Raw genomic sequence first — 19,029 nt, forward strand, 5'->3', positions numbered from 1 at the left:
TTTCTGTATTTATTTATTATTTTCAACAGAATTATAAGTATTGGTAACTATGTTTTCAGGAGAAATATTTTCAAATAAAAATCGTTCTTTTTTGATCTGAAAAGTCTCAACCGTTGCCGGCATCTCCTCTTCCATGGTGTTGACTGTTTCCAGTCTGATTTTCCCTTTTATCGGTTCATAGACAAATGAGGAATGAGAGCCTGCTCCCATATTATAAGTTTCAATATAAGTGAGAACCAGGCTGTTGTCATTCATATATTTGAATTGACTGAACTGATTGCCATAGGGCCCGATATCATATAGATTGATATATAATGTTCCTTTCTCAATACTGACGTCTTCCGGATCATGCATTTTATAGCCTGAATCATTGTATTCGGCGGGGAGTACTTTTTTTGAAGTTTTAAATAAACGGTAGGTTTTGTCAGGATTTTTTAAAAGGACAATCATGGTTCTCTGCGCTAAACTATCATCTTTTTTTCTGAGAACCAGTACTTTGTCTGAAAGACCGTCCTGATTAAGGTCACCTTCTGTTTCATATTGGATTTCATGCCCGTTGGAAACAAAATCGGAGACTTGTTTACCTGTTTTTGACAGTTCCTGATTTCTTTGTATACTGCTTTGCGCTGAATCTTTTTTCATCACGGGTGAAGACCCTTTCGGTGCATCAGCTTTACTTTTATCGCATGAATAAACTATAAAAGAAGAAAGAAGAAAAATTAAAATGATTTTTTTCAATGGTGTTTGTTTTTTGAAGATACAAATCTAACTTTTATTTCCCGATAATGTAAAATTAAAATACATAGGCAACCAAGAAGAATAACCGGAAAAAATGAGCTTAATACTGTATAATGAAGCTCAGAATTAAAATCATAAGTGCTCCATGAAGATTCCCTGTCTACAAATAACGAATAGTTCACAAACAGCCATACGAAGATCAGTAATAAGAATTCAATACATGCCTTCAGAAATACCTTTTTCATAAAGAAAAGCAAACAAAAAAACACTGAAAATAAAATACCGGCTATCACTGCCATATATATCACATCTTCAAAAAAACTACACTCCATGCAGCCACTCGATATATGATCTGAAAGAGCTCCCATAGACCAGTAAATCTGTACACATGTCATGATGGAAATAATAATAAGACTGAAAGAAAATTTCTTCAGAAATGTGTAGAACCGATGAGGTCTGGATTGTTTCATGATGCCTAAAAATATTATTTTATCATTCTGATTATAGCCAAATCATCTGTTGGTTTTACCCCATACTGATGTTCCAGTTGCTTAAGTTTTCTGTTTAGCATTTCTTCTGTATCACTATTTTGATGATCAATCATTAAATATTCAGTAAAATTGATCTTTTCATCGGAATCAGTCTTTTTGATTTTTAAAAAGCTGGAAATACCGTCAGTTGCAATGGAGACATCATTCATACCATCAAAAAATATTTTCTGAGACTGGGCGGAATACCAGTCTTCAAAGTTTTCATGAAGATGATAAGCCAGATAATCAGGTTTATTATTACGGTCAAATTCTGTTATATTTCCATTGATGCAGACAACTCCATCGCCAACTGCTAATACCAATCCTTCGTCTGCTGTGATGTCATAGACTAAGAGGATAAGGGTGGCTAATAGCTCCTTTTCATCCAGCATCAGATGATTTTTAACAAATTTAAGTTCTTCAAATAAACCTTTTACAATTTCTTTGAGTTCTTCGTCTAAATTCTGTTTATCTTTATCATATAAGGCTTTGTAGCCCATCTCAATAATAATTTTACGCAAAATTTTACCAGTGAGTGTCGAAGCAAAATGGCTGTCCATAGCTGTTGAACATCCATCCATAACAGCACATACAATCTTTTCTGAACCGATTTTTTTGATAAGAAGATCATCTTCGCAATGATTAATATGGTAATCTCCGATTTGTAGGGTAGAATATACATTCATCGGGTGCTAAAATAGTTCTATTTTAAGATATAATTGCAGGTATTACTTTATACAATCAATTTCCTTCTGCATCCTGTTTTCCCAGCCTTTACCGTTTCTTCTTTCAAGATAAGGTTTTACTTTTTCTGAGTATTTCTTTTGTGCTTCAATATCGATGGGGTCAATGATACAACCGGTGTTTGTATAAGTTACACCGTATTTCTTTTGGATATCTGCAATTTTGTTACTTACTTTCTCATACTGAGAATCAATCGAGAGACCTCCTGCATAGAGTATTATAACTTTGTCATTTTTTATATCCTTTTCAGCATGAAGAGCATACTCCTTTTCTTTTTTTGAAAGCTCTTTTTTAGTTTTTATAAATTCATTTCCGGCTGAAATGGTGAAAAAAAGAATAACGATAGTATTGATGATAGGATAAATTCTTAAAAATTTACCTTTAAAATCTGAGGCTTTAAGTGGCAGACTGCTCAAAAGGTAAGTGACAATTGCGGTAACAGCCAATATAACAGGAAAATATTCAAAACCTGATTCTTGTATAGAATGCCGGAAGTTGAATTGTATAGGATAATTAATAAAGTAATAGCCGGAGACATATACCGTAGCCAACAGTAAGATAATAATGAAATTGATGATGATAAGATGTCTTTTCATTGCGTCTGTTTATCACTAAATCATCACTTTCTATGCCATTCTTAATCTTTTATCAATAACAAGTAACTGCATTGATGATGAAGCCACTTGTTATCAACGGAGATTTCTCTGATATTAAATATCGTACTCTATTTCGCCAACATAATGCAGGGAAAAATCATCATTTTCTACAGAAACAGGATTAGGAATCACAAATCTTGTGGCGAAAATAATAGCGTTTACAGGGGTGTCCAGACTTAATTCATTCAGTTTTCTTTCCAGGATCGGAAGCCATTGGTCAGCGTAAGAATATTCTGCAAACTTATCATACAGGCTAAGACTTTCGTCCTCAAAGCCATATTCTATAAAATCATCATCAAACCATTTGATGTTCTGTGACTCTGCAAACTTGGAAACATACTGATCATCAGTTTCTTCCTCTATATAATAATTTTCATCTTCTTCTACAAAACTGTAAAAATCTTCTTCATTCTTGAAATACCCTAACCAGAAGTGTGAAATTTCTTTATCCATAATATTATTTTTATTCTAATCTTTTTGATCGTTTACTTATATCAGCTTTTTCAAATCGTGAAAGCTTCTTTGTCGGAAAAATACAGCTTTCATATCTCCTGTACCTGCCTTCTTCATTTAAGCTGTAATATTACGAAAGTTTTCAGTCAAATAAAATCTTCCTGGCCAATGATCATCTCACAGGTGAATTTTTTGTTGTAATTTTATTCTACATTTAAATTTTAAAAAATGGATTTTCTTCAGGACCATTACGTTGTTAAAAATGAATTGCTGCTGATTCTCATTTCTGTCATTTTAGGATTGTTTATTGGGGCCGAACGTGAATACCGTAATAAGTCTGCCGGTCTCAGAACTTTTATCCTGGTGTGTTTTGGTGCCTGTCTGTTTACTATACTTTCTATAAAAATCGGAGTTGCCAATCCTGACCGGCTTGCTGCCAATATCATCACCGGAATCGGGTTTCTCGGAGCAGGGGTTATTTTTAAAGGAGATAATAAAATTGAAGGAATCACGACAGCAACAACCATTTGGGCAACAGCTTCCATAGGAATGGCGGTTGGTTCCGGATATATCTATATTGCTATGCTCGGAACTGCTTTGGTACTGATCGTTCTGAGCGCTCTAACCTATCTTCAGAATTTTATTGATAATTATAATAAAGTAAGGGAATATAGAATTGCGGTGACCAGCTCAGAAGATATCCAATACTGTGAACATATCTTTAAAGAACATCATCTAAATTATCTGATGCTCAAGCAGCAGTATTCGCAGGAAAGTTTTACTGTTATCTGGAGGCTTACGGGTAAAAACACCCATCATGAAGAAGTGATCAGACGTCTTGTGGATGACCCGAAAATTACAGCCTATCAGTTTTAAAAAATTTATGGTCAAAAAAATAAAGGCCGAAGCCTTTACTTTTATTTTTTCTTAAATTTATAAAGATCCTTGTTCGGACCATCGATTTCTTTTCCTTCCATATCCAGCTGGATCAGAACATTTTCACCCACCTTATATTTGTAGTTGGCAGATTTTCCTTTTAAAGTAATGATGCTTCCTGCTGCATCCCATGCAAAAGATCCTTTATCCTGATTCTTTGAATTTCTGTCAAGATATTCTTCCGTAATGCTGAATGTTTTATCATTGTTCAATGTCAAAGAAGTCTTGATTCCCGGGCAGTCAGCACATGGAACAGTGGCTTCATAGGTACCCGCCCAGTCCAGTGCATTTTCAGAAGTGTCTCCTGCCGCCGTAGGCGTCGCTTTTGTGATACTGTCTGTCGCTGCTGGTTGAACAGCAGTAGCTGAATCTGCAGTAGTGGTGGTCTCAGTGGTTTCTTTTTTAGCACATGAAGCAAGAAACAGAGTTGATACTAATCCCAACATGAGCATTTTGTTTTTCATCATAATAATAAATTTAAGTATGTTTTTAATAATAAAGTTACTTCCAATAAACAAAAACTGAGCCAGAGAGAGGGTGGAAGGTTAATGTTTAAAGTTTAAAGTTTAAAGTTTAATGTTGCTGGCTGATAGTTGTCAATATACGGTTCGGGTTTACTGTATAGATCATTAAATGAATTTTCTGTTTTCCCTTCATTAATACATTTTACTTTTTAGATTTTACAAAAAGCCACTCTTAACAACTTTTCCACCTGTTTTATAAAGCCTATTCTTATTTTTCTTCGTAAATTCGGGCAAAATTTTTATTATGACAAAAAAGATACTTTTATCTGTATTTCTTTTGCCGGCTGCAATGGCATTTGCACAACAATATGGAGGAATGTGGATTCCTACTGAGCTGAATGAAAAGGAAATGAAGGATTTGGGAATGAAGATTTCTGCAAAAGATATTTTCAACCCTCAGAAACCAAGCATTAAGGATGCAGTAGTACAGTTTAATGGTGGATGTACTGCAGAAATTATTTCACCTAAAGGACTGCTGTTAACCAACCATCACTGTGGTTATGGTCAGATTCAGGCACATTCAACGGTTCAGAATGATCTTCTTTCCAATGGATTCTGGGCAAAAAATACAGAAGGAGAACTTCCCAATCCGGGAGTAAAAGTAGATTTTATTGTAGATATAAAAGAAGTTACTGATCAGATTTTGGAAGGTACAGACAATCTTACAGAACCGGAACTTACCAAAAAGATCAACAACAATATTGAGGTATATAAAAACGCTCAGAAAATTGAATCCTATCAGTCGATCATGGTAAAACCTATGTATTATGGCAACAAATACTATGCTTACACGATCGAAACTTATAAAGACATCCGTCTTGTAGGAGCTCCGCCTCAGAGTATCGGAAAATTCGGAAGTGATACGGACAACTGGGTTTGGCCGAGACATACCGGAGATTTCTCTATGTTCAGAATCTATGCAGACAAGAACAACAGACCCGCGGAATATTCTAAAGACAATGTTCCTTATGTCCCTAAGCACTACCTACCGGTTTCTATAAAAGATAAAAACGAAAACGATTTTACTTTTGTATTCGGATTCCCGGGAAGAACGACAGAATATCTTCCTGCTATTGGAGTAGAGAAGATCATGAAAGAAATTGATCCTGCAAAAATTGCTGTACGGGATGTTGCCTTAAAAACATTGGACGAAAAAATGCGTGTTGATAATGAAACACGTATTAAATATGCTTCAAAATATGCTTCGGTAGCGAACTACTGGAAAAAATGGATTGGCGAGGTAGAAGGATTGAAAAAATCCAATGCTGTAGAAAAGAAAGTAATGTATGAGGGTTCTTTGGTCTCTAAAAATCCCGATATTAAAAATACTTTGGACCAGTTGAATAAGCTGTACAATGATCAGGCACCTTATGCATTAAACAATGCTTACTATACAGAAGTGATCAAAAATGCAGAGACGTTGAAACTCGCCGGTGACTATTATGACTTTGTAGCTGCTGTAGAAGCAGGCAGAATGGATGAAAAGGAGCTAGCAAAGGTAAAAACAAAATTAACCTCCTTCTATAAAGACTACAGTGCAGAGCTTGATGCTAAAGTAACAGCAAAGCTTTTGGCTTTATATGCCAATAAAACGGCTTCACAGTTTTTACCAGCAGGATTCAGTAAATATAAAGATGAGAATGCCAATATTCCTGTCGTAGAAGATATGTCCAAAAATTCTGTTATCACAGGAAGAACTGCTGTCAACGGGGCAGCACTGACAGCAGATATTGATAAAGCATTTTCTAATCAGGATAAATTGATCAAAACATTAAAGAAAGATCCTATTTATCAGCTGTACGTTTCTATGAAAGAAACATATATGAAAACTGCGGATCCTCAGTATACTTCAATGCAGGCGAAAATAGATGCTTTACAGAAAAAGTTCATGGCTCAGCAGATGCAGACGGATAAAGACAGAAAATTCTTCCCGGATGCCAACTCAACACTTCGTGTAACCTATGGTAAAGTAAAAGGATCTACACCAAGAGATGCAGTTTCTTACGGATACCAGACCCACCTTGCAGGAGTAATGGAAAAATATGTTCCTGGAGATTATGAATTTGATGTCCCAAATAAACTTATAGATCTTTACAACAAAAAGGATTTCGGAATCTATAAAGATAAAACCGGTGATGTCCCTGTAGGATTTACAGCCACCAACCATACCACAGGAGGAAACTCGGGAAGCCCGGCTCTTGATGCCAACGGAAACCTTGTCGGACTGAACTTCGACAGACAGTGGGAAGGAACCATGAGTGATATCAACTATGACCCGCGTTTCAGCAGAAACATTATGGTAGATACCAAATATATCCTTTTCATCATTGACAAGTTTGCTGATTCAAAGTGGCTTATTGATGAAATGAAAATTATAAAATAATTTTTAAAAGTTATACCTTTAAGAATCTGTTTGAATTGAGTTTTGAATAGATTCTTTTTTATTTTAAATAAGATGAAAGACAGGATCATCAATGTAATGGCAGCCTTCGAATCTGAGAATATCGGAAAATCTTTTCCGCTGGATTACTGTCTGCCGCTTTATCACAGTGTCTCAGATAAAGAGCTTCCTCATTTAAAACATGTGATCCGCTACAAGAATATCCAACAGTTTGAAGAAGACCTGGATCATTTTTCAAAGAATTTTCAGTTTGTAAGCTGGCAGGAATTCAAAGATTGTATGTCGGGAAATTTTAAACCTGCTAAAAAGATCGCTTTGCTTACTTTTGATGACGGTTTCAGAGAGTTTTATGAGGTAGCCGCTCCCATCTTGGAACGTAAAGGAATTTATGCCTGTAATTTTATTAATCCTGCTTTCATTGATAATAAAGAGATGATGTTCCGGTGTAAGGCAAGTCTGCTTGCAGATGCTGTTGGGAAAATAAAAACCATAGATCCCGAAGTTTATTTTATCTTATCGCTTAAAAATACAGACAGACACGTTTTACAGAAGAAAATTTTAACAATCAATTATCAGGAAAAAGAGATCCTGGACCGGCTAGCAGGCAAACTTGAAGTGGATTTTAAAGCCTACTCCAGAGAATATAAACCTTATTTGAGCACCGAAGAACTAAAACAACTTACAAGTAAAGGTTTCGGAATCTCATCGCATAGTTGGGATCACCCAAAATACGGAGATTTATCTTTAAAAGAACAAATGGAAACAACGGATAAAACTTTTGCCTATTTAAAAGAAAATAGTTTCTTATACGAAAGTTTTGCATTTCCGTTCACTGATTTTGAAGTAGGAAAAGATTTTTTTGATGAACTTTATAAAAATGAAGAAATCTACTGCAGCTTCGGATGTGCTGGTATAAAGCTTGACAGTGTGAAGAAAAACTTTCAAAGAATCCCAATGGAAATGGGAGAGAGTGGAGCGCAGATATTGAGAAAAGAAATTGCTTATTTCAGACTGAAAAAATGGATGAATAAAAATACGATTGTGAGAAAATGATAGTGCTGAAAACATATAACAGAAAAGAACTGGAAGATTTTATATCCTCCGGAACTTATCAGCAATATGATTTTCTTCCTGTCACAAAGCATCGGGCGCTGTCTCATATCCGGAATCCCAAAGCATCTGATGAAGATACGCTTCTTATTCTGGCTTTTTATGAAGAAAAACTGATTGGTTATGTCGGATGTTTTCCGGATAATTTTAATATTGATGGACAAGAAATCCGCTATGTCTGGCTCAGTACATTATATGCGGATCCGGAATACAGAAAAAAAAGACCTGCGAAAGCTCTGTTGAAAAAAGCTTTTGAAGAGTACGATGGGAAAATCGCCATTACAGAATTTACCAAAGAAGCAGAAGCACTTTACAATATTATGGGAGTATTTGAGTATGTCTTTCCTAAAGAAGGAAAGCGTTATTATTTCAGAACAGATGCTGCTAAAATGATTCCCGAAAAAAAACCGGGAACGCAATCTCTGAAGCCACTTTTAAAAATTCTGGATGTTGCAACCAATGGACTGATCTCAATAAAAAATCTTTCCACACAGAAACCGGATTTCAAATATGAAATGCTTGATAGAATCGATCAGGAAAGTGCTGTTTTCATTAATGGATTTCCTAACAAGCGTAATGCAGATGAGATTAACATCTTTATAGACAATCCCTGGGTGCTGGAGGGCAAAAAAGATGACCAATACTTTTTTTCGAGTTTTGCCGGGACATTTAAATACTTCTGGATTAAAATCTTTGATCAAACCAATAAACTTACATCTTGTTTTCTGTTGCAGCTCCGTGATGACTATCTTAAAATACCTTATCTTTTTACGGATAGTAATTCAGATAAGGTTGTCCGTTTTTTAAATTACTTCATCATTACCCATAAAGTGAAAGGCTTTACCTCTTATCAAACCGGATTAAACAAAGCGATACAAAACTCAAAAGTATTTTCCCATATCTACGAGCGTGATTTCAGAAGAGAATATCTTTTCCATAAGAACCTTTTGGCATTATTACCCGATAATTTTAACCCAAACTATCAGGATGGCGACGGAGATTGTATGATGACGTAAGTAGAATAAGGAATTATCACATATCAATTATCGATCATCATTTATAAAAAAAACAAACGCCTGATAATACTACCAGGCGTTTGTTTTTTTAATGTCCGAAAATATCTTTCAGACTTACTTCTTTGAATGTTCCCATTTTGTTGACGGCTTCCATATCCAGATTTTCTTTTTTCCCGATAATGGCTGTATTAAACTGCACCGGTTTGATTTCTGTGTGATAGAAATGTTTGATATCTTCAAATTTCAGGCTTTGGATCTGCTCATAAATATCCTTTCTGAAATCATGATAAATATTAAGCTTTCTCAATCTTAAAGTGTTGAAAAATATATTGTTTCGGGTAACTCTTGTTGAAGCAATCTGTTTCAGGGCTGCATTCTTTGCATTTTCAAACTGAATAGGTACTTCAGGAAGTTCTGTCATCAGTTCATTCAGGGTATCCACCGCAATCATCAGTTTGTCCGGTTGGGTTCCGATATAAGTAGTAACGTAGTCAGGATGGTTAAGCTCAGAATTTGCTGCATAGGAAACATATGCTGAATAGGCGAGACTTTTACTTTCACGGATCTCCTGGAACACAATCGAAGACAATCCTCTTCCGAAATATTCATTAAATACATTGATCTTTCCAAAATGATTAGGATTCACCTCATTTCCTTTCCCGATCTTACTCATTTCCATCTGAACCATATCATAATTGATGAAATTGACGTTTCCTCCTGTTGCAGGTTCAGGATATTCCTTGGCATCAGGGATCTGAAGACTTTCAGGTTCTACATACCTTCCGATATATTTCTTGAAATTTTCAAAGTCTTTACCATAGAAAAATACCTGGTAAGGATATTTGAAAAGCTTTTTCATTCTGTTGGTAAATATTTCCGCTGAACTGTTTTCAAGTTCTTCTTTGGAGATAACGTCTGTAAAACGGGAATGGCTTCCCAGTTTGGTATAATTATTTAAAGCCGTTATAATACGGTTTTTATCCTTCTTTACTGCCTGGCGGTTTTCCAGTACTGTTCCAACAAACTGCCTGTAGATTTCCTGATCAGGTTTTACATGATACATCCAGTGCTGCAGAAGAGCAATTCCTTTTTCTATATTCTCCTCCAGCCCGCTTAAAGAGATGGTCAGTTGGTCATTGGTTGTTTTAAAATCATTACTGATTCCTATTTTGAAAAATTCCTTTTTTAAATCTTCAGGCGAAAGTGTATCCGTTCCCAGATATTGAAGAAGCTGGGTAGAAATTCCCAGATCTCTGTCATGATCACTTCCCAAAGGAAAAATAAAATGCAGCTGAGCAATATCGTTGTATTTGTTCTTTACAAAACTCAGTTTTTTTCCGTCAAGCTGATCTGTGAGAATTTCTTTTTGATAATCAATAAATTCAGGTTTGATATCCTCCGTTTTATCAGCTAGAATCTCTCTTAAAAATTCAGACTGAATATCACGGTTAATTTTAACAGGGGTGATTCCTGGATTTTCAACCCTGATCAATTTGTCGTTGACTCCTTTTTCTTTATTGATCACAACATAGTTTTCCCGGAAAAAATCGTTAGCAAAATTCACCACATCTTCTTTGGTAAATGCTGCATATTCATCCATTTCATTCAGTTCTTCTTCCCATGTTCTGCCCTTTATATAAGTATCATAGAGATTGGTAGCCAGTCCTTCAGCCGTTTCAAGTCCTTTCATTCTCTGAAGTTTGAAATCATTGATGATAGACGGCAGTATCCAATCGGGAAAGTCTCCTTTCTTGATCAGTTCAATTTCATCCAGTACCATATTCTTTGCTTCCTCCAGCGTTTGTGTTTCCTTAGGAACTGCAACGATAGAAAAATATCCATACTGCCTTAAGCCTACTGAAAAGGCTTGTGCCCAAAGCATTTTCTGAGTCTGATTAATATGTAGATCCAATAGTCCTGCCTCCCCTCTGTTGCTGAGAATATTGGCGACTACATCAGCCAGCATAGCCTCTCTCGTTCCATAGCTGTCCGTTCTCCATGCCAGCTGAGTGCGTGGAGTAGTGGGGCTTTTTACCGTTCTGGTTACCACTTCTGTAATAGGACTTTCAATGACAGGGGTCTTTTTAGGGAGTTCTTTATAAGGCAGGGGCCCAAAATATTGGTCGATCAGTTGAATCGTCTTTTCAAAATCAAGATCTCCAACCAATACCATTGCATAATTATTAGGAACATAATATTCATCAAAATACTTGTGAATAGCCTTCATAGAAGGGTTTTTTAAATGTTCAGGCCTTCCCAGCGTTGTCTGCTGTCCATTAGGGTGGGTAGGGAAAAGAGCATCCATCAGTTCATAGCTTACAAGTCTTGTGTCATTGTCCTGTGCTCTGTTGAATTCTTCGTATACCGACTCCAGCTCAGTATGGAAAAGGCGAAGGACAATTTCAGAGAACCTTTCCTTTTCTATTTTCAGCCATTTCTCAAGCTCGTTGTTCGGAATATTGTTTTTATAAACCGTTTCATCAAACCAGGTGTGAGCATTTGTTCCGCTTGCTCCCAGAGAAGAAATTGCCTTGTCATACTCATTGGCAATGGCATACTGACTGGCTTCCTGAGAAATTTCATCAATCTTTTTATAGATTTCCTTTTTCTTTTCAGGATCCTGTTCTGCCTTGTGGTCTTCATACAGTGCTGAGATCTGATCAAGAAGTTCTTTTTCCTTTTCCCAGTTCTGGGTTCCGATTTTGGAAGTCCCTTTAAACATCATATGCTCAAGATAATGAGCCAGGCCTGTGTTATCAGCCGGATCATTATTACTTCCTGTTCTTACCGGAATAAAGGTTTGTATTCTCGGAGCATCAAAATTCTGAGCAAGAAAAACCTTTAATCCATTCTTCAAAGTATAGATTCTGACGTTATTTTCGTCGTTTGTTACTGTAATATATTCGTAATGGTTTTTATCTGTGTGAACCGTTTCCTTATATTTTCTGTCTGTCATATATAAAACTCATTTCATTCCTTAGCAACCGGAATGCACTACAAATGTAAGGAATCAAAAAAAATGTCAGCTGCTTTTTATCATTATTACATCTATTGTTATAGTTGAAAAGGTGAATCATTCTACAGAAACGGTTTTCCAATCCTGCATACACTCATATATCTATACTACATTTATATATGGCATCACTACAATTTCATCCATCCAACTCTCAAGCCCTCATACTCTCAGACTCTCCAACATTTTCAGGAGCTTTCTCCTGCTATTCATTCCTACTCCTCGCGCCTGTGCTCTCCGGTGCTCAAGCCCACCACTTTCAAACTTTTGCTGCGGGGTATCCATTTCTATCAGGGCTAGGGGGGAATTATGAATTATGAATTATGAATTATGAATGATGAATGATGATTTTCGGGTTTCGGGTTATAGAGTTGCGAGTTTCGGGCTGCCGGGTAGAAAAGGAACATCAGTATTGCGTTTTCAATATTTCCGATTTCTATAGAAAATGATTAATATACAAACATACCTCCATTTTCCTTGTATCATTTCGCAGGAACCTAGACTTATTTATTAGAGACTTAAAGATTATAAGCCATTAGTATTAGCCGTGTCCTGCTGAGCTGAGTCGAAGCATTGTAATTACGATAAATCATATTTCTGCTATTTTAATTTATATGGAAGAGCTTTGTCCAGACTCCTACGGATTGACAGTGCTGTCCGGGATGTATAAAAGGAATGATAGTAAAGCAGAGACTATACTTATCTTATATTATAGCCAAAAGATTAAGAAAGGAGTGAATAAGGTATTAGCCAGAAAGACGAAGCCCCAAAAGAAAAAAGAATATTTCAAGAAAGATATCTACTATTATATATATGTACCTTTCATTACTCATGAAAAACCCCTATCACGCTCAAACTCTCAAACTCTCATACCCTCCCACCCAATACCCTAAACAAATGTTTAAAATTTTTCTTCCTTATTTTCAGTGGTTTAGGGTTTAATATTACGAAACGGCAAAATTTATGTTCAATAAACTTGTTTTGCGTTATGAGAAGTTGCTATCTTTGCCCCACTGAAAACGAGAGTAGATCAGTAGCGCAGGAGAGCCTTTAGATGGGCAAAAACATTATTACTTCAAAAAAGAAACAGGCGAAAAAAAACTTTAAACTTTTTTTAAAAAAGAGTTGCGAGATAAAAAAGAGTTTGTATCTTTGCAGTCCCAATTAAGGGAGCGCAGGAGTAGGATGATTAAGGGTTAGTAAAGGAATTAAGGTTACTTAAAAAACTTTAAAATTTTCTTTAGAAACATTTGGTCATTAAGAAATAAAGTTTTACTTTTGCACTCGCAAATACGGAGCGACACTGACAGATAGATTGCCTCGTAAAAAGCGAAAGATATAAAGATCATTGACATACAATATAACAACCAAGTAAGGAAAAACTAAAGCGTTAAAAACTTTGAGTGAGTCAGACAAACATACAATGGAGAGTTTGATCCTGGCTCAGGATGAACGCTAGCGGGAGGCCTAACACATGCAAGCCGAGCGGTAGAGATCTTTCGGGATCTTGAGAGCGGCGTACGGGTGCGGAACACGTGTGCAACCTGCCTTTATCAGGGGGATAGCCTTTCGAAAGGAAGATTAATACCCCATAATATATTTGTCGGCATCGATGGATATTGAAAACTCCGGTGGATAGAGATGGGCACGCGCAAGATTAGATAGTTGGTGAGGTAACGGCTCACCAAGTCTGCGATCTTTAGGGGGCCTGAGAGGGTGATCCCCCACACTGGTACTGAGACACGGACCAGACTCCTACGGGAGGCAGCAGTGAGGAATATTGGACAATGGGTGCGAGCCTGATCCAGCCATCCCGCGTGAAGGACGACGGCCCTATGGGTTGTAAACTTCTTTTGTATAGGGATAAACCTAGATACGTGTATCTAGCTGAAGGTACTATACGAATAAGCACCGGCTAACTCCGTGCCAGCAGCCGCGGTAATACGGAGGGTGCAAGCGTTATCCGGATTTATTGGGTTTAAAGGGTCCGTAGGCGGATCTGTAAGTCAGTGGTGAAATCTCACAGCTTAACTGTGAAACTGCCATTGATACTGCAGGTCTTGAGTGTTGTTGAAGTAGCTGGAATAAGTAGTGTAGCGGTGAAATGCATAGATATTACTTAGAACACCAATTGCGAAGGCAGGTTACTAAGCAACAACTGACGCTGATGGACGAAAGCGTGGGGAGCGAACAGGATTAGATACCCTGGTAGTCCACGCCGTAAACGATGCTAACTCGTTTTTGGAGCGCAAGCTTCAGAGACTAAGCGAAAGTGATAAGTTAGCCACCTGGGGAGTACGAACGCAAGTTTGAAACTCAAAGGAATTGACGGGGGCCCGCACAAGCGGTGGATTATGTGGTTTAATTCGATGATACGCGAGGAACCTTACCAAGGCTTAAATGGGAAATGACAGGCTTAGAAATAGGCTTTTCTTCGGACATTTTTCAAGGTGCTGCATGGTTGTCGTCAGCTCGTGCCGTGAGGTGTTAGGTTAAGTCCTGCAACGAGCGCAACCCCTGTCACTAGTTGCCATCATTAAGTTGGGGACTCTAGTGAGACTGCCTACGCAAGTAGAGAGGAAGGTGGGGATGACGTCAAATCATCACGGCCCTTACGCCTTGGGCCACACACGTAATACAATGGCCGGTACAGAGGGCAGCTACACTGCGAAGTGATGCAAATCTCGAAAGCCGGTCTCAGTTCGGATTGGAGTCTGCAACTCGACTCTATGAAGCTGGAATCGCTAGTAATCGCGCATCAGCCATGGCGCGGTGAATACGTTCCCGGGCCTTGTACACACCGCCCGTCAAGCCATGGAAGTCTGGGGTACCTGAAGTCGGTGACCGTAACAGGAGCTGCCTAGGGTAAAACAGGTAACTAGGGCTAAGTCGTAACAAGGTAGCCGTACCGGAAGGTGCGGCTGGAACATCTCATTTTAGAGCGTCTTTGGACGTTAAACAAAATCAGTATCGTAAGATACATAATACTTACTTAAAGTATAGCTTTAGTTTTTTGTTTGGTTGATTTGTAAGTAAAAAGGTAAAAGTAAAAAGAGCCAGGTAATTGGATCATTTAAAACTACTCATTACCCATTACTTATAAATATATTAAAAATAAAACCCACTAGAAATTAGTAAAGGGATAGAGAGACAAGAGATTATAGAATTTGAAATTTGAATTTCGAGATTTAAAGTTTAGGATATCAAATATCAAATAATGAATCTCAAATCTAACAGAGTCTCGTAGCTCAGCTGGTTAGAGCGCTACACTGATAATGTAGAGGTCGGCAGTTCGAGCCTGCCCGAGACTACTAATTAAGTGATTTGAAATTGGATATTTGAAATTTGAAATTCGTTATGTATGAATATCAAATCACAAACTTGAAATCTCAAATCAACCTAGAGGGGGAATTAGCTCAGCTGGCTAGAGCGCCTGCCTTGCACGCAGGAGGTCAAGGGTTCGACTCCCTTATTCTCCACAGTTTTGGAATACTGATTTAAAAGTTACGGATGGAGCCAACAACAACATCTGTTCATCAGTAGGAAAAGAAGACATTAAGATCATTGACATTAACGGTAAAGACATCACAAAGAGAAAACCGAGCGCATAAAGCGCTTGAGTAACCAATAGGAAAGAAATCGTTAAGGGCGTATGGCGGATGCCTAGGCTTTCAGAGGCGACGAAGGACGTGGTAAGCTGCGAAAAGCTGCGGGGATTGGCACACACGAATTGATCCGCAGATATCCGAATGGGGCAACCCGGCATGTTGAAGACATGTCACCTCGTAAGAGGAGCAAACCCGGAGAACTGAAACATCTAAGTACCCGGAGGAAAAGAAATCGAAGAGATTCCGTAAGTAGTGGCGAGCGAAAGCGGATTAGCCCAAAAGTCTATTTATGTTTAGAGGAATGTTCTGGAAAGAACAATCATAGAAGGTGATAATCCTGTACTCGAAAGGCATAATTAGATGATAAATGAGTAGGGCGGGACACGTGAAATCCTGTCTGAATATGGGGGGACCATCCTCCAAGGCTAAATACTCCTGAAAGACCGATAGTGAACAAGTACTGTGAAGGAAAGGTGAAAAGCACTTCGAATAGAAGGGTGAAATAGAACCTGAAACCGTACGCCTACAAGCGGTCGGAGCAGCATAAAGCTGTGACGGCGTGCCTTTTGCATAATGAGCCTACGAGTTAATTTTACTAGCGAGGTTAAGGTATTAAGTACCGGAGCCGAAGCGAAAGCGAGTCTGAATAGGGCGCTGAGTTAGTAGGATTAGACGCGAAACCTTGTGATCTACCCATGGGCAGGTTGAAGCTCTGGTAACACAGAGTGGAGGACCGAACCGGTTGACGTTGAAAAGTCTTCGGATGACCTGTGGGTAGGGGTGAAAGGCCAATCAAACTGGGAGATAGCTCGTACTCTCCGAAATGCATTTAGGTGCAGCGTCGATGTTAAGTTTATTAGAGGTAGAGCTACTGATTGGATGCGGGGGTTTCACCGCCTACCAATTCCTGACAAACTCCGAATGCTAATAAATGTTCGTCGGCAGTGAGGGCATGGGTGCTAAGGTCCATGTCCGAGAGGGAAAGAACCCAGACCAACAGCTAAGGTCCCCAAATATATGTTAAGTTGAAACAACGCGGTTGGACTGCATTGACAGCTAGGATGTTGGCTTGGAAGCAGCCATTCATTTAAAGAGTGCGTAACAGCTCACTAGTCGAGCGGTCCGGCATGGATAATAATCGGGCATAAACATATTACCGAAGCTATGGATTTGTATTTATACATCTGGTAGGAGAGCATTCTATTTGCGCCGAAGCAGTACTGTGAGGTATTGTGGAGCGGATAGAAAAGAAAATGTAGGCATAAGTAACGATAAAGCAGGCGAGAAACCTGCTCACCGAAAGACCAAGGCTTCCTCAGCCATGCTAATCAGCTGAGGGTTAGTCGGGACCTAACGCGAACCCGAGAGGGGTAGTGGATGGACACAGGGTTAATATTCCCTGACTTGCTCACACTAAAAGGGGACGGTTGGATGTATCTGCTGGAGACTGACGGAATAGTCAAGGCCTAGCCTTCGGGCGAAGCTGCTGTAGAGTAATCTGATCCAAGAAAAGCCGAAGTGAAGCAACCCGTACCAAAACCGACACAGGTGGTCGAGGAGAGAATCCTAAGGTGCTCGAGTGAGTCGTGGCTAAGGAACTAGGCAAAATAGTCTCGTAACTTCGGAAGAAGAGACGCCATCAGCAATGGTGGCCGCAGTGAAGAGGCCCAGGCGACTGTTTATCAAAAACACAGGACTCTGCTAAATCGAAAGATGCTGTATAGGGTCTGACACCTGCCCGGTGCTGGAAGGTTAAGGAAGGTGCTTAGCGTAAGCGAAGGCATTGACTGAAGCCCCAGTAAACGGCGGCCGTAACTATAACGGTCCTAAGGTAGCGAAATTCCTTGTCGGGTAAGTTCCGACCTGCACGAATGGTGTAACGATCTGGGCACTGTCTCAGCCACGAGCTCGGTGAAATTGTAGTATCGGTGAAGATGCCGATTACCCGCAATGGGACGAAAAGACCCTGTGAACCTTTACTATAACTTCGTATTGACTTTGAGTAAGTAATGTGTAGGATAGGTGGGAGGCTTTGAAGCAGGCACGCTAGTGTTTGTGGAGCCGTCGTTGAAATACCACCCTTTACTTACTTGGAGCCTAACTTCTTTCAGAAGGACATTGCGTGGTGGGTAGTTTGACTGGGGTGGTCGCCTCCAAAAAGAGTAACGGAGGCTTTCAAAGGTACCCTCAGCACGCTTGGTAACCGTGCGTAGAGTGTAATGGCATAAGGGTGCTTGACTGTGAGACCTACAAGTCGATCAGGTGCGAAAGCAGGACATAGTGATCCGGTGGTTCCGTATGGAAGGGCCATCGCTCATAGGATAAAAGGTACTCCGGGGATAACAGGCTAGTCTCCCCCAAGAGCTCACATCGACGGGGAGGTTCGGCACCTCGATGTCGGCTCGTCACATCCTGGGGCTGGAGAAGGTCCCAAGGGTTGGGCTGTTCGCCCATTAAAGTGGCACGCGAGCTGGGTTCAGAACGTCGTGAGACAGTTCGGTCTCTATCTATTGCGGGCGTTAGATGTTTGAGAGGGCTTGATTCTAGTACGAGAGGACCGAATTGAACAAACCTCTGGTGTATCAGTTGTACCGCCAGGTGCACCGCTGAGTAGCTACGTTTGGAAGAGATAAGCACTGAAAGCATATAAGTGCGAAACTCGCCTCAAGATGAGACATCTTTTAAGGGTCGTTGTAGATGACGACGTTGATAGGCTACAGGTGTAAAGACAGTAATGTCATAGCCGAGTAGTACTAATTACCCGTAGATTTATAGCCTATGGTTGCTATATCAAATTTATAAAAAATGACAAGTACTTTATGCGCAGTAAAGGTTTTGTCTTTGTGAAAGTTTTTATCGCTTAAAACTTGTAAAATGTAATATGTACAAAGTATAATGTAACGACATTGTAGATGATACAACTGACATTTTACAATATATACCTTCTTTAGGGTGGTTTTAGCGGTGGGGCTCACCTGTTCCCATTCCGAACACAGAAGTTAAGCCCACCAGCGCCGATGGTACTGCTAACGCGGGAGAGTAGGCCGCCGCCAGTTTTTATTTTATTTTTAAAAATCCTTTATCGTCATGATAAAGGATTTTTTTTTGCTGTATACACAAACCAAAATATCAGCAATGAGTAATCGGTAATGAGTAATAGCCAGTAAAGGATCAGTAATGGGCAATGATTGTTCCTGCTGCTTCTATACCAGAGCTGATACATCACTTATTACTTATCATTGATAGCACACACTCCCTTGTCACTCCGTAGGAGTCTAAACAATCCATTTTAAATTCTAT

At 38.9% G+C, this 19,029-nt stretch carries 10 protein-coding genes, 2 tRNA genes and 3 rRNA genes; 9 read left to right on the forward strand and 6 right to left on the reverse strand.

The window, feature by feature from the left end:
• Nucleotides 1-9 precede the first annotated feature (9 nt).
• The 4 genes from AC3FI7_RS21440 to AC3FI7_RS21455 all read right to left on the reverse strand — a co-directional run bounded on the left by AC3FI7_RS21440 (nucleotide 10) and on the right by AC3FI7_RS21455 (nucleotide 3,121).
• Complete coding sequence (locus tag AC3FI7_RS21440; RefSeq protein WP_343661477.1) at nucleotides 10-738, reverse strand: hypothetical protein; 729 nt, start codon at nucleotides 736-738, stop codon at nucleotides 10-12.
• A gap of 484 nt (nucleotides 739-1,222) precedes the next feature.
• Nucleotides 1,223-1,954, reverse strand: a complete 732-nt coding sequence (locus AC3FI7_RS21445) for a protein phosphatase 2C domain-containing protein (RefSeq protein WP_491460863.1) — start codon at nucleotides 1,952-1,954, stop codon at nucleotides 1,223-1,225.
• A gap of 42 nt (nucleotides 1,955-1,996) precedes the next feature.
• Nucleotides 1,997-2,608 carry an FEKKY domain-containing protein gene (locus AC3FI7_RS21450; RefSeq protein ID WP_491460864.1) on the reverse strand — a complete coding sequence of 204 codons (612 nt, stop codon included), beginning with the start codon at nucleotides 2,606-2,608 and terminating at the stop codon, nucleotides 1,997-1,999.
• 114 nt (nucleotides 2,609-2,722) lie between these two features.
• Nucleotides 2,723-3,121 carry an immunity 22 family protein gene (locus AC3FI7_RS21455; RefSeq protein ID WP_142726482.1) on the reverse strand — a complete coding sequence of 133 codons (399 nt, stop codon included), beginning with the start codon at nucleotides 3,119-3,121 and terminating at the stop codon, nucleotides 2,723-2,725.
• 228 nt (nucleotides 3,122-3,349) lie between these two features.
• Between AC3FI7_RS21455 and AC3FI7_RS21460 the strand changes: the two genes are divergently transcribed.
• A complete protein-coding gene (locus tag AC3FI7_RS21460; RefSeq protein WP_142726483.1) occupies nucleotides 3,350-3,997 on the forward strand; it encodes an MgtC/SapB family protein in 648 nt (215 codons plus the stop codon).
• 41 nt (nucleotides 3,998-4,038) lie between these two features.
• Here AC3FI7_RS21460 and AC3FI7_RS21465 read toward each other — a convergent pair whose 3' ends face one another.
• Nucleotides 4,039-4,524, reverse strand: a complete 486-nt coding sequence (locus AC3FI7_RS21465) for a copper resistance protein NlpE (RefSeq protein ID WP_491460865.1) — start codon at nucleotides 4,522-4,524, stop codon at nucleotides 4,039-4,041.
• Nucleotides 4,525-4,825: 301 nt separating this feature from the next.
• Between AC3FI7_RS21465 and AC3FI7_RS21470 the strand changes: the two genes are divergently transcribed.
• From AC3FI7_RS21470 to AC3FI7_RS21480, 3 genes are all read left to right on the forward strand, one after another.
• A complete protein-coding gene (locus tag AC3FI7_RS21470; RefSeq protein WP_343661485.1) occupies nucleotides 4,826-6,964 on the forward strand; it encodes a S46 family peptidase in 2,139 nt (712 codons plus the stop codon).
• A 72-nt stretch (nucleotides 6,965-7,036) separates the two neighbouring features.
• Nucleotides 7,037-8,035, forward strand: coding sequence for a polysaccharide deacetylase family protein (locus AC3FI7_RS21475; RefSeq protein WP_343661486.1), 999 nt, complete (start codon nucleotides 7,037-7,039; stop codon nucleotides 8,033-8,035).
• Nucleotides 8,032-9,108: a GNAT family N-acetyltransferase gene (locus AC3FI7_RS21480; protein WP_491460866.1), complete on the forward strand. Its 1,077-nt coding sequence runs from the start codon at nucleotides 8,032-8,034 to the stop codon at nucleotides 9,106-9,108. Before AC3FI7_RS21475 ends, AC3FI7_RS21480 begins: the two co-directional genes overlap by 4 nt.
• Nucleotides 9,109-9,196: 88 nt before the next feature.
• Here the strand turns inward: AC3FI7_RS21480 and AC3FI7_RS21485 are convergent, their stop codons facing one another.
• Nucleotides 9,197-12,064 (reverse strand): M16 family metallopeptidase, encoded by a 2,868-nt coding sequence (locus tag AC3FI7_RS21485; protein WP_491460867.1) that lies wholly within the window; start codon nucleotides 12,062-12,064, stop codon nucleotides 9,197-9,199.
• A 1,477-nt stretch (nucleotides 12,065-13,541) separates the two neighbouring features.
• Here AC3FI7_RS21485 and AC3FI7_RS21490 point away from each other — a divergent pair.
• The 5 genes from AC3FI7_RS21490 to rrf all read left to right on the forward strand — a co-directional run bounded on the left by AC3FI7_RS21490 (nucleotide 13,542) and on the right by rrf (nucleotide 18,785).
• A 16S ribosomal RNA gene (locus AC3FI7_RS21490) occupies nucleotides 13,542-15,058 on the forward strand.
• A 300-nt stretch (nucleotides 15,059-15,358) separates the two neighbouring features.
• A tRNA-Ile gene (locus AC3FI7_RS21495) sits at nucleotides 15,359-15,432 on the forward strand.
• Between the two features lie 94 nt (nucleotides 15,433-15,526).
• Nucleotides 15,527-15,600 (forward strand) — tRNA-Ala (locus AC3FI7_RS21500).
• Nucleotides 15,601-15,753: 153 nt separating this feature from the next.
• Nucleotides 15,754-18,506, forward strand: a 23S ribosomal RNA gene (locus AC3FI7_RS21505).
• A 171-nt stretch (nucleotides 18,507-18,677) separates the two neighbouring features.
• Nucleotides 18,678-18,785: ribosomal RNA gene (gene rrf / locus AC3FI7_RS21510) — 5S ribosomal RNA — on the forward strand.
• The 16S, 23S and 5S rRNA genes sit together here with 2 tRNA genes alongside, the layout of an rRNA operon.
• The last annotated feature ends 244 nt before the right edge of the window (nucleotides 18,786-19,029 follow it).

This window comes from Chryseobacterium sp. TQ-BC-N36 (assembly GCF_058382295.1).

What these genes read in the sequence shown, in the direction of transcription:
- AC3FI7_RS21455 (WP_142726482.1), bottom strand. Translation starts at nt 3,121, where the DNA reads ATGGATAAAGAAATTTCACACTTCTGGTTAGGGTATTTCAAGAATGAA.
- AC3FI7_RS21445 (WP_491460863.1), bottom strand. Translation starts at nt 1,954, where the DNA reads ATGAATGTATATTCTACCCTACAAATCGGAGATTACCATATTAATCAT.
- AC3FI7_RS21470 (WP_343661485.1), top strand. Translation starts at nt 4,826, where the DNA reads ATGACAAAAAAGATACTTTTATCTGTATTTCTTTTGCCGGCTGCAATG.
- AC3FI7_RS21460 (WP_142726483.1), top strand. Translation starts at nt 3,350, where the DNA reads ATGGATTTTCTTCAGGACCATTACGTTGTTAAAAATGAATTGCTGCTG.
- AC3FI7_RS21480 (WP_491460866.1), top strand. Translation starts at nt 8,032, where the DNA reads ATGATAGTGCTGAAAACATATAACAGAAAAGAACTGGAAGATTTTATA.
- AC3FI7_RS21485 (WP_491460867.1), bottom strand. Translation starts at nt 12,064, where the DNA reads ATGACAGACAGAAAATATAAGGAAACGGTTCACACAGATAAAAACCAT.
- AC3FI7_RS21465 (WP_491460865.1), bottom strand. Translation starts at nt 4,524, where the DNA reads ATGATGAAAAACAAAATGCTCATGTTGGGATTAGTATCAACTCTGTTT.
- AC3FI7_RS21450 (WP_491460864.1), bottom strand. Translation starts at nt 2,608, where the DNA reads ATGAAAAGACATCTTATCATCATCAATTTCATTATTATCTTACTGTTG.
- AC3FI7_RS21475 (WP_343661486.1), top strand. Translation starts at nt 7,037, where the DNA reads ATGAAAGACAGGATCATCAATGTAATGGCAGCCTTCGAATCTGAGAAT.